Here is an 11,223-nt window from a genome sequence, read left to right as displayed (position 1 = left end):
CGCCATCACCCTCGCCGAACACCTCGACATACCACTGGTCACCACCATCCACGCCACCGAAGCCGGCCGACACCAGGGCTGGCTCCCCGACGAGATGAACCGCACCATCCACGGCGTCGAACACTGGCTGGCCGGCGAGTCCGGCCGGGTGATCGTCTGCTCCGGGTACATGCGCGAGGAGGTGGGCGCGCTGTTCGGGGTGGACGCCGCCCGGGTCGACGTGGTGCCCAACGGCGTCGAGCCGCACCGCTGGCGGGTGCCGGCCTCGGCGGTCGCCTCGGCCCGGGCCCGGTTCGCCGGGGACGGGCCCCTGGTCACCTTCGCCGGACGGCTGGTGTACGAGAAGGGCGTGCAGCACCTGCTCGCAGGCCTTCCCCGGCTGCGGGAGCGGCACCCCGGGCTGCGCGCGGTGATCGTCGGCGACGGCCCGTACCGGTCGGCGCTGGAGGCCGAGGTGCACCGGCTCGGCCTCGGCGGCACGGTCAGCATGCCCGGCTTCCTCGGCGGCACCGACCTGCCGGCGGTGATGGCCGCCTCGGACTGCTTCGCGGTGCCGAGCATCTACGAGCCGTTCGGCATGGTGGCCCTGGAGGGCGCCGCCGCCGGGGCGCCGCTGGCGGTGGCCCGCACCGGTGGGCTGGCCGAGATCGTCGAGCCCGGCGTCACCGGGGTGACCTTCGCCCCGCAGGACCCCGACGGGCTCAGTGAGGCCATCGACGCGGTGCTGTCGGACCGGGAGCGGGCCCGGCTGCTCGCCCGCCGCGCCCGCAGCATGGTGCACGAGCAGTACGGCTGGGCGGCCATCGCCCACCGCACCGCGACCAGTTACGCGGCGGCGATCGCCGGGGACGCCGCGTTCACCGCGGCCCGGGCCGAGCTGCGGATGACCGTCGGCCGGGCCACCGTCCCGTCCCCGGAGGGCAACCTGCTCGCCGCCGCCGGCCTGCGCTGACCGCCCGACCCGGCCGGGTGTGGCTCCGATCACGGGGGCCGGGCGGGTCGGCGCTCGGAGACGGCCCACGCCGACGCACAGGGCGTCGATCACACCGGACGACGAAGGCCGCCGGCCCCCGAGGGGCCGGCGGCCTTCCGCGTCTGCGGACCGGGTGGGTCAGCGCTCGGAGATCGGGGCGTAGTCCCGCTCGACGGCGCCGGTGTAGATCTGCCGCGGCCGGCCGATCTTGGTCTCCGGGTCGTTGATCATCTCGCGCCACTGGGCGATCCATCCGGGCAGCCGGCCCAGGGCGAACAGCACCGTGAACATCTTGGTCGGGAAGCCCATCGCCTTGTAGATCAGGCCGGTGTAGAAGTCCACGTTCGGGTAGAGCCTGCGGGATACGAAGAAGTCGTCGGCGAGCGCGATCTCCTCCAACTGCACCGCGATGTCCAGCAGCGGGTCCGGCTTGGCCATCCGGCCGAGCACGTCCTGGGCGGCCTTCTTCACGATGGCGGCGCGCGGGTCGTAGTTCTTGTAGACCCGGTGGCCGAAGCCCATCAGCTTGACGCCGTCCTGCCGGTCCTTCACCTTCCGGACGAAGGCCTGCACGTCACCGCCGTCGGCGGCGATCTTCTCCAGCATCTCCAGCACGGCCTGGTTGGCGCCGCCGTGCAGCGGTCCGAACAGGGCGTTCACGCCCGCCGACACGGACGCGAAGAGATTGGCGTTGCTGGAGCCGACCAGCCGGACCGTGGAGGTGGAGCAGTTCTGCTCGTGGTCGGCGTGCAGCACGAAGAGCATGTCCAGCACGCGGGCCATCACCGGGTCGACCTCGTACGGCTCCGCCGGCACGCCGAAGGTCATCCGCAGGAAGTTCTCCACGTAGCCCAGCGAGTTGTCCGGGTACAGCAACGGTTGCCCGATCGACTTCTTGTAGGCGTACGAGGCGATGGTGGGGACCTTCGCCATCAGCCGCACCGTGGACATCTCCACGTGCTCGGAGTCGAACGGGTCCAGACTGTCCTGGTAGAAGGTGGAGATGGCGCTGACGGCCGACGAGAGCACGGCCATCGGGTGCGCCTCGCGCGGGAAGCCGTCGAAGAACCGGCGCATCTCCTCGTGCAGCAGCGAGTGCCGACGGATCCGCTCGCTGAAGTCGGTCAGCTGCTGCTGGGTCGGCAGCTCACCGTAGATCAGCAGGTAGGAGACCTCCAGAAAGGAGCTCTTCTCGGCCAGCTGCTCGATCGGGTAGCCGCGGTAGCGCAGGATGCCGGCGTCGCCGTCGATGTAGGTGATCGCGGACGAACAGGACGCGGTGTTGACGAAACCGGGATCATAGGTGGTCATCCCGGATTCCTTCAGCAGCTTGCTCACCCCGATGCCCGAGGGGCCCTCGACCGCGCTCTGCACCGGCATCGAGAGCTGCCCACCGGGGTGATCGAGCTTGACTTCCGTCATGTGGTTCCTCGCTTCGCCGGCGAATCTTCGTTGAATTGCCTTCGCTTCTACCGTATTCGCGGCTCCCGGGACACCGCCCGTCGTGGGTCGGTGGTGAGGTATGCGTCACCTCATTCCCGACCCGAAGGATCGGAAACCCTGGTCGATGCGGCCGAACCCGACGATGACGGACGTCGGGGCGGAAGCGATCAGTCGACCGTCAACCGGCGCAGGTCGCCGCCGGCGACGACCCGGTAGAGGTCGAGCCGGTTGGCGCCGGCCCGGAACAGGTGGTCGTCGGGGAGGAAGGCGGCGAAGCGCCGGCCCGCCTCGTCCTGCGGCACCACCGGCGTCACCGCGCCGATCCTGCCGTTGACCGCGACCGCGAGCAGCGTGCCGTCGGGCACCTCGGCGGGCACCGTCCCCCACACCAGTGCCGGCAGCTCGCCGGCGTCCGGGTCGACGGCGTCGAACGCGTCCCGGTTCTCCACCCGGACCCGCCCGCCGACGGGACGCTCGCCGACGGTGACGCCGAGCAGCGGATGCGGCCGGGGGTCCGGCGGCCGGGACGGCACCCCGCCGCGCAGCGTCAACGGCTGCCCCGGCCGGTCGTAGAAGACCTTCTCGGTACGCTCGCGCGGCGCCTGCCGGGCCGACCGGCCGTCCACTCGCCAGGGGATCCGGACGTGCACCGCGTCGGCGATCGTGGGCAGCAGGTCGACGTGCTCCCAGTTGCGGTCGTCGATTCGACCCGACCGCTGGCCGGGGGTCTTGACGAACGTCGGCACCCAGGCCACCTCGCCGGCGGCGTGGGTGATCGCGTCCAGGCCGCGGCCCTGCCAGTCGCGCTGAAAGCTGACACCGTGGTCGGCGGTGAGCACGATCAGCGCCCTGTCGTACAGCCCGGTGGCGCGCAGGGTACGCAGCGTCTCGCCGACCAGCCGGTCGGTGTAGGCCAGCTGGGCCAGGTGCCGGGCCCGCGCCAGTTCGGCCCAGCCGGCGCCCTGGTTGGGCAGGTCCTCCGGGGCGGCGTAGCGGGCCCCCGACGGCAGGTACACCCATGGCGCGTGCGGCATCAGCAGGTGCAGGAAGTGCAGGGTGGGCCGGGTGGTCGGGCGCAGCCCGGCCAGGAAGCTGGTGAACCGGGCGGGCTGGTTGTCATCCAGGCTGTCCCAGCGGAACTTCGGGTCGTCCGGGGCCGGCTCGGCGGCATCCAGGCCGGCCTCGGCCGCGGTCCGCTCCCGGTAGGACTCCTGCGGGTCGATGCGGCTGTCCACCGGCGAGGCGATGCGCCGCAGCAGCCTGCCGCTCTCCCGGACCAGCACACCCAGCCCCTGCTCGGCAGCGGCCGGCCGGTCGCAGCGACTCGGTGGGCAGAGCCGGGTGATGCTCTCCTCGGCGCGGATGTCGTACAGGCCACCGAGGGCGGTGAAGAGGTTGTCCGGGTACCGCGAGTAGTGCGGGGCGGACGACTCAGCCGGGTACCGGCCGGTGAGCATGGCCGGCAACGCGTACGGCGTCCAACCGCTGATCCCGGTGGCGTTGCGGTACCAGGTCGAGCCGGCGGCCAGCTCGGCGAAGCGCGGAAAGCGGGTGGCGTCGACCCGCCCGTCCGGGCCGAGCAGGGAGACCAGCGGCAGCTCGTCGAGGACGATCATCACGACCGGCGGGTGCTCCCCCGGACCGGCCACCCCGGCCACCCCGCTGTGCGTGCGGGGCAGCACCACCGCCGAGGCGGGCGAGGCGAACAGGAACAGCGCCAGGAAGACCGGCGGGCCGATGGCGGCGACCCGCAGCACCCGCCCGGTGGCCCGCCACCGCCGGTACGCCGCCACGCCGGCGACGCCGGCCATCCCGGCGACCGCCAGCAGCGGTACGCCCCGCAACGGCGTGACCTGCCGGCCGACCTGCACGGCGAGCGCGGCCAGCAGGAACCCCACGACGGCGGTGTGCGCGACCGTCCGGGCCCGTACGCCGGCCAGCCAGACGGCCAGGCCGAGCGCGGCGACCACGACGGTGGGCAGCACGGTGACCAGCCCCACCAGCACCAGCACGTCACGGGGTTCGGCCCGATGGAACAGGAAGAAGTCCGGGCTGCGCCCGAGCACGTCGAGCAATGGTTGGGTGATCACCAGGCCCACCAGGGCGGTCACCTCCAGCAACCGGCGCTGCTCGGCCCGCCAGCCGCCCGGCGACGGCGGGGACTGCCGCGGCGGCGGGTCGACCGGGCGCGGCGGCGCGGCGGACGTGAGGGTCCGGTCAGTCACCCACGACCACCTGGTAGAGCGTGCGGGTGCCCGAGGGCAGCTCCCGCTGGCGCTCGACCCGGCAGCGCGCGGCGAGCAGCCGCTCGAAGACGTCGCGGCGGTACTCGGGGAAGATCCCGTCCGGCTTGTTGGCCAGCAGCCGGCGCGCCATGGGGTCCTCGGGGTGGACGAACTCCACCACCAGCCGGCCGTTGGGGCGCAGGCAGCCGAGGAGCTGGTCGACGACCTGGCCCAGCGGGACGTTGCGGCCGATGGCCAGGTGGTGCACCACGGCGAGGGCGAGTACCACGTCGGCGCGGGCGCGGGTGGTGAAGCCGGCCCGTTCGACGCCGCCCCAGCCACCGCCCGGGGACGGGTCGGCCAGGTCCATCACCAGCGGCAGGATCCGCTGGTCGCCCTCGGCGCGCAGCGTCCGGTACAGGGTGTCCACCACCGCCGGGTCCTGTTCGACGGCGACCACCACGGCGGCGTGGCGGGCTGCGATCCGGGCGTACCGGCCGTCGTTGGCGCCGAGGTCGAGCACCAGGCGGGGGCCGCCGGCTGCCTGCACCGCCGTCTCGACGAAGCGTTCCTTCTCCACCCGGTCCGGGGCGGTGTAGCTGCAGGTGCGTTGGTAGTCCACCCAGTGGCTGGATTCCTCGCGGTGGTCCAGGCGGCGGATGAGCCTCTCCAGGCCCCGGACGGTGGCCAGGGCAAGCTCGCGGGAGTAGCCGGCGGAGCGGAGCTGGGCGCGCACGTCGGCGCTGCTCGCACCGGCGTGGCGCCGCTGCATGGCGCCGTGCAGGTGGACGTGGGTCGGCACGCCGGGCAGCAGCCGGCGGGCGCCCCGGAAGAGGCGGCGCATCTGGTCGGGCTCGATGCCGTCGACCCGGGACCGCAGCCAGGGCTGGAAGTCCAGGCCGAGATGGGCCTGGAGCAGCAGCGGGTAGAGCAGGGTCTGGCAGAACTGCCGGTAGCCCGCCCAGGGTTCGCCGTCGGTCAGCGGCGTGAAGGAGCCGATGTCGATGAAGATTGGGGTGGCTCCCCGCCACTGGAGGTTGTACGCCGAGCCGTCCTTGGTGCTGAAGCCGGCCGGCAGCGCCCGGCGCAGGATCTCCAGGTGCAGCAGCGCCGCGTCGCGGAGCATGCCGAACGACCACTCGTACGGGTGGGAGACGAACGGGATGCGCTCGTGTCGCAGCACGGCGGTCCAGCCGGGCAGCACCGCCGGGTCGACCTGCGCGGTGCCGCACACCTTGCCCTCGGCGAGCAACCCCGCGAAGAACGCGCTGGCCGCCAGCGCCGCCCAGTCCCGGGCCGCCTGCGGGTCGAGCCCGCGCAACACCTGGTCGCCGTCGTGGAACACCCGGTTCGTCGGGTCGCGGAAGGAACCGGGATCGGCCCGGGTCCCGAGGTGGGAGCTGGTCATCGACGAGGTCAGCCGCGGTCGGTGGGTTGCCGGCGGAAGCGGTCGACCAGCCGGCGCCAGTAGAGCTTCGCGGCGACCGCCGCCCCGGCGACCCCGCCGACCACCGCCTGCACGATCAGGCTGCCGGACCCCGCGTCCAGGTAGGCCAGGTGCATCACCAACCGCTCCCTTCCCTCGCCGTCGTGGCGCCACCGGCAGTCCGATATGAAAGGTTCTACCGTTACGCCGCACTTGTTCCGTTGATACCGTACGCTGCTCCGCCGTCCCGTGTGGGGCACACCGCGCAGCCGGTCCGCCTCGGGCGGTGATCCGGCGGCCAGGCGCGGCTCCGCTCAGCCGTCGGTCTTCGGCAGCCGCACGGTGAAGGCCGTCCGGCCCGGCCGGCTCTCCACCCGGACGGCGCCGTGGTGCGCCTCCACCACCGCCGCCACGATCGCCAGGCCCAGCCCGGTGCTGCCGTGCTCCCGCGAGCGGGAACTGTCCGCCCGGGCGAACCGCTCGAAGACCTCACCCTGCAACCGCGGCGGGATGCCGGGACCGTCGTCGACGACGCTGACCTCCACCCCGTCGCCCACAGCGGCCAGCCGGGTGGTGACCGTGGTGCCGGGCGGGGTGTGCACCCGCGCGTTGGCCAGCAGGTTCGCCACCACCTGGTGCAGCCGGACGGCGTCGCCGGGCACCTCCAGCGCCTGGTCGGGCAGGTCAAGCTGCCAGCGGTGCTCCGGTCCGGCCGCGTGGGCGTCGCTGACCGCGTCGAGGATCAGCGCGGTCAGGTCGACCGGTTCGACCGCCAGCGGCCGGCCGGAGTCCAGCCGGGCCAGCAGCAGCAGGTCGTCGACGAGTCCGGTCATCCGGGTGCTGGCCGACTCGACCCGGCGCAGCGCGTGCGCGACGTCCGGCGGCACCCGGTCCCGGCCGCGCCGGGCGACCTCGGCGTAGCCGCGGATCGCCGCCAGCGGGGTACGCAGTTCGTGGCTGGCGTCGGCGACGAACTGGCGTACCCGGGTCTCGCTGGCCTGCCGGGCGGCCAGCGCGTCGGCGACGTGCCCCAGCATCCGGTTGAGCGCGGCCCCCACCTGCCCAACCTCGGTGCGCGGGTCGGTGTCGGCCTCGGGCACCCGCACGGACAGGGCGACCTCGCCCCGGTCCAGCGGCAACTCGGTGACCCGGGCCGCGGTGGCGGCGACCCGCGTCAGCGGTCGCAGCGTGGCGCGGACGATGAGCAGGCCCAGGCTGCCGGCGACGAGCAGTCCGGCGGCGGCGACACCGGCCTGGGCCACGACCATCCACCAGACCGTCTCCCGCACCCCGGCCAGCGGGATCGCGAAGACCAGCACGTCGCCGCCGGCCAGCGACCGGGCGACCGCCCGGTAGCCCCCCCGGTCGCCGAGGTCGACGGTGCGCGGCCGTCCGTCGACGGGCACGGTGGCCAGCCGGGCGACCTGGTCGGCGGTGACGGCCTCGGCCGAGCCGGTAAGCGTGCGGATGCGCGCGGAGGCGACGGCGCCGCCGGTGACCCGCGCGGCGATCGACTCGGGCGGGAACCCGGGCGGCGGATCCGGCCGCAACTGCCACGGGGGAGAGTCCGACCGCGGCCGCTCGCCCTGTTGCCGGTTCCACGGGAACGGCCCGTCGCGGCGGCGGTCGTCCTGGGTGAGCTGGTTGTCGACCTGCTTGATCAGAAACTGTCGCAGCGCCACCGTGGTCAGTCCGCCGATGCCGACGCTGACCAGGGCGAGCAGCGCCACCACGGCGAGCACCAGCCGGCGGCGCAACGACCAGCCGGCCAGCGCCCGGCGCCACCGGTCGCCCCGGTCACTCCGCGGGCTTGAGGACATACCCGGCGCCGCGCAGCGTGTGGATCATCGGGGCCCGGCCGACGTCGATCTTCTTCCGCAGGTACGAGATGTAGAGCTCCACGACGTTGGCCTGCCCACCGAAGTCGTAGTTCCAGACCCGGTCGAGGATCTGCGCCTTGCTCAGCACCCGACGCGGGTTGCGCATCAGGTACCGCAGCAGCTCGAACTCGGTCGCGGTCAGGGTAATCAGGTCACCGCCACGACGGACCTCGTGGCTGTCCTCGTCCAGCCGGAGATCGCCGACGGTGAGCACCGCCTCCTCCCGGCTGGCGACCGCGAAGCCGGAGCGGCGCAGCAGGGCGCGCAGCCGGGCGATCACCTCCTCCAGGCTGAACGGCTTGGTGACGTAGTCGTCGCCGCCCACCGTCAGGCCCGCGACGCGGTCCTCCACCGCGTCCCGGGCGGTCAGGAAGAGCACCGGCACGGTCGGGGCCTGCTCACGCAGCCGCCGCAGCACCTGGAAGCCGTCCAGGTCGGGCAACATCACGTCGAGCACCACCGCGTCGGGCTGGAACTGCCGGGCCGCGCTCACCGCGGCCGTCCCGTCACCGGCGCTGCGCACCTCCCAACCCTCGTAGCGCAACGCCATCGCCAGCAGGTCGGTCAGTGTCGGCTCGTCGTCGACCACCAGCACCCGGACCGGCCCACCGTCGGGACGACGCAGTTCGATCCGGTGCCGCGCCGCCTGCCCTTCCATCACCATGCCCCCATCGTGGGTGGCGCGACTTGCGTCGACCTGTGCCTCCCCTGTGTGCCAGCTGTGCGCCGCGCCGGCCCGGTCGCCGGCTACTCGCCGGCACCGAGGGGATAGGTGCGCACGAAACGCATGGTCCACGTACCGGCGCCGTCGCGGGGCTGTCGCGTGTAGAGGTGGTCCGGGCCGGCGCCCCCGGCCGGCGGGTCGCCGTCGTCCGGGTGCCGCATGACCCACTGTGCGGGTGGGCCGCCGTCCGGGTCGGCGGGCAGCTCGCGGAGCAGCCCGTCGGCCGGTCCACCGACGAAGCGTACGGCCACCCCACCCATCCGCGTCCCCTTCCGTGCGGCCCGGCCCGGAGACCGGGCGCCCTGGCTGGCAAGCTACCGCACCGGCCCCGGCACGGGCTGGTCACGACAAAGGTTTGCCCAGCTCGCGCCCAGGGTACCGGCTGCGGAACGCCCCACCTCGAAACAGGTGCGAGGCACGAGACGGACAGGAGCGGGTCGATGAGGACGCTGGCCGGGCGGTACCAGCTCGAGCAGCGCATCGGCGTGGGCGGCATGTCCGAGGTGTGGCGCGCGCACGACCGGGTGCTGGACCGGCCGGTGGCGGTGAAGTTGATGTCGCCCGAGCGGCACGGCGAGCAGAGCTCCGTCGCGCGGATCCGGGCCGAGGCCCGGGCGGCGGCCCGCCTGGTGCACCCCAACGTGGCCAGCGTGCACGACTTCGGCACCTCGACCACCACCGACGGGCAGGAGGCGCCCTACATCGTGTTGGAGCTGGCCGAGGGGGAGACGCTCGCCGCGCACCTGCGCCACGGGCCGCTGGACTGGCGCATCGCGGTCCGGGTCTGCGCCGAGGTCTCGGCGGCGCTGGCCGCGGCGCACGCCCACGGCATCGTGCACCGCGACGTGAAGCCGGCCAACATCATGCTGACCCCGTCCGGGGTGAAGGTCCTCGACTTCGGCATCGCCACCCCGGCCGGCGCGGCCGACGAGACACCGGACGGGATGGTGGTGGGCACGCCGGCGTACCTGGCCCCGGAGCAGTTCGACCGGCAGCCCGCCACCCCGGCCGCGGACATGTACGCCCTCGGCGTCCTGCTCTACTACGGCCTCACCGGACGGCTGCCGTACGCGGCCGGCACGACCGCGACCCAGCTGGTCGGCGCCCGCCGTCGGGTGGTGCCCGAGCCGCTGCCGCCGGTCGAGGGGCTGCCGGTGGAGGTGGCCGACCTGTGCCGAGGCTGCCTGGCCGACGACCCGACCCACCGGCCGACCAGCCTGATGGCCGCGCTGCTGTTGGCCGAGGCGGTGGACGCCCGGGTGTACGTGCCGATGCTGGCGTCGGTGCCCCGGCCCCGCTGCGCGCCGCTCTCCCCCTGGACCGAGCGGGCCGCCACCGAGGCGACCGAGGCGATCGCCCTCGACGACTGGTCCCGCCGCTCCTGAGCCCGGTCCGCGGCGCGTTTCACCCGATCGAGGCCGGGAACCCGGGCCGGTGAGTGACGGGAGGAACGCGATGCCGGATCAGAGTTCCTGGCTGCATGAGGCCACCGCGACCGCGGCGGGCGGTCACGTACGCACGGAGGACGGCGGGTTGTCCACGGCCCTGGCGTCGCCGCTGGCGCCCCACTGCACGGGGCTGACGCCGGAACAGTTGTTGGCCGCCGCGTTCGCCTCCTGCCTGCACCACGCGGCGGTGGAGGTGGCGGGGGAGATCACCGACGAGGCGCACACCGTCCAGGTCACCGCCGAGGCGAAGCTGGGCCGGGACGACGAGGGCCGCTACCACGCCGACGTGCACGCGTCGATCTCGTCGGCGGGGCTGAGCCGCGAGCAGCTGGCCGATCTGGTCGCGCACGCCGATCGGATCTGGCCCTTCTCCAGCGGAGACGCCACGCGGCACCGGTTGACCGTGACGCCCGCCGACAGCGGCCGTCGCTGATCGGCGCCCACCCACCGCGGGAGGGCGGTCGCCGCCTGGTGGTCGCCGCTGCCCGCCACGGGCCCGGCGGCGACTGGACCGCCGTGGGGTACCCGTGGGCCACCGCCGGTCAGCCGGGTCCGGGGCCGGCGGTGTGGGCAGTCCAGGATCCCCCGAACGGAGGAGCCGGTCGGGACGGAGCCTCGACGCGGATCAGCGCCCGATTAGGTGTGACAAACGCCTAAATATGCGGCAAGTAGTAACTGTCCCGTACGTTGGTTTCCTGGCTGGCTGTGACACTTGCCCGGTCGGATCATCGCAAACTGTGGCGCTTGCCACCAATAGCACCGGTGGCAAGCGGAGCTCGACTCTCTAGCCTCGGCGGGTGCCTGCCGATCACTCCCCTGAACAGCAGCTGACCCGCAACCCCCCGGCTACCCGTCCGGCCGATACCGCCTCGGTCGAACGGAGGATCGGCCGGCACCGGGCCCCCGAACCGCCCCGCCGAGGGGCGCGCGCCCTGCTGACGGCCACCCCCGTCCGGGTCGCTCTCGCCAGCGGCGTGACCTGCTGCCTGGGGCTGGTGGCGTACGCCGCCACCGCCGAGGGCGACGACCAGCGCGCGGAGCCGGTCCGCGAGATGCTCGCCGACCGCGCGCTGGCCGACGATCGAGCGTCCCGCTCCCGCGACC

At 73.7% G+C, this 11,223-nt stretch carries 10 protein-coding genes and 1 pseudogene; 4 read left to right on the top strand and 7 right to left on the bottom strand.

The features are described 5' to 3' along the window. On the top strand, positions 1-952 hold a 952-nt coding region (locus tag E1165_RS25135), incomplete at its 5' end, for a glycosyltransferase family 4 protein (RefSeq protein WP_132394208.1). 159 nt (positions 953-1,111) lie between these two features. Here the strand turns inward: E1165_RS25135 and E1165_RS25130 are convergent. The 7 genes from E1165_RS25130 to E1165_RS25105 all read right to left on the bottom strand — a co-directional run bounded on the left by E1165_RS25130 (position 1,112) and on the right by E1165_RS25105 (position 8,931). Further along, positions 1,112-2,395 carry a citrate synthase gene (locus E1165_RS25130; RefSeq protein ID WP_132394207.1) on the bottom strand — a complete coding sequence of 428 codons (1,284 nt, stop codon included), beginning with the start codon at positions 2,393-2,395 and terminating at the stop codon, positions 1,112-1,114. 188 nt (positions 2,396-2,583) lie between these two features. Further along, the gene (locus E1165_RS25125) at positions 2,584-4,641 is read right to left on the bottom strand and encodes a sulfatase-like hydrolase/transferase (RefSeq protein ID WP_132394206.1); all 2,058 of its coding nucleotides are present in this window, start codon (positions 4,639-4,641) and stop codon (positions 2,584-2,586) included. After that, entirely contained in the window at positions 4,634-6,049 is a 1,416-nt protein-coding gene (locus E1165_RS25120) for a methyltransferase (protein ID WP_132394205.1), read from the bottom strand. The genes E1165_RS25125 and E1165_RS25120 overlap by 8 nt, the downstream gene beginning before the upstream one ends. An 8-nt stretch (positions 6,050-6,057) precedes the next feature. Further along, on the bottom strand, positions 6,058-6,207 hold the full coding sequence (locus E1165_RS29225; protein ID WP_165945321.1) for a hypothetical protein: 150 nt from the start codon (positions 6,205-6,207) through the stop codon (positions 6,058-6,060). A gap of 174 nt (positions 6,208-6,381) precedes the next feature. Further along, entirely contained in the window at positions 6,382-7,887 is a 1,506-nt protein-coding gene (locus tag E1165_RS25115; RefSeq protein WP_132394204.1) for a cell wall metabolism sensor histidine kinase WalK, read from the bottom strand. After that, complete coding sequence (locus E1165_RS25110; RefSeq protein WP_371687398.1) at positions 7,865-8,611, bottom strand: response regulator transcription factor; 747 nt, start codon at positions 8,609-8,611, stop codon at positions 7,865-7,867. Before E1165_RS25110 ends, E1165_RS25115 begins: the two co-directional genes overlap by 23 nt. 83 nt (positions 8,612-8,694) lie before the next feature. Next, the gene (locus E1165_RS25105) at positions 8,695-8,931 is read right to left on the bottom strand and encodes a hypothetical protein (protein ID WP_132394203.1); all 237 of its coding nucleotides are present in this window, start codon (positions 8,929-8,931) and stop codon (positions 8,695-8,697) included. Between the two features lie 180 nt (positions 8,932-9,111). Here E1165_RS25105 and E1165_RS25100 point away from each other — a divergent pair, with 180 nt between their 5' ends. The 3 genes and pseudogenes from E1165_RS25100 to E1165_RS25090 all read left to right on the top strand — a co-directional run. Continuing rightward, positions 9,112-10,056: a serine/threonine-protein kinase gene (locus E1165_RS25100; RefSeq protein ID WP_132394202.1), complete on the top strand. Its 945-nt coding sequence runs from the start codon at positions 9,112-9,114 to the stop codon at positions 10,054-10,056. A 70-nt stretch (positions 10,057-10,126) separates the two neighbouring features. After that, positions 10,127-10,552, top strand: a complete 426-nt coding sequence (locus E1165_RS25095) for an OsmC family protein (protein WP_132394201.1) — start codon at positions 10,127-10,129, stop codon at positions 10,550-10,552. 364 nt (positions 10,553-10,916) lie between these two features. Next, positions 10,917-11,223 (top strand): annotated as a pseudogene (locus E1165_RS25090) (hypothetical protein); the annotation flags it as partial.

It is taken from the genome of Micromonospora sp. KC723 (assembly GCF_004348595.1).
Classification (GTDB): Bacteria; Actinomycetota; Actinomycetes; order Mycobacteriales; family Micromonosporaceae; genus Micromonospora.
Note: the sequence above shows the minus strand (reverse complement) of the source record. Positions and strands in the feature narration are given on the sequence as shown.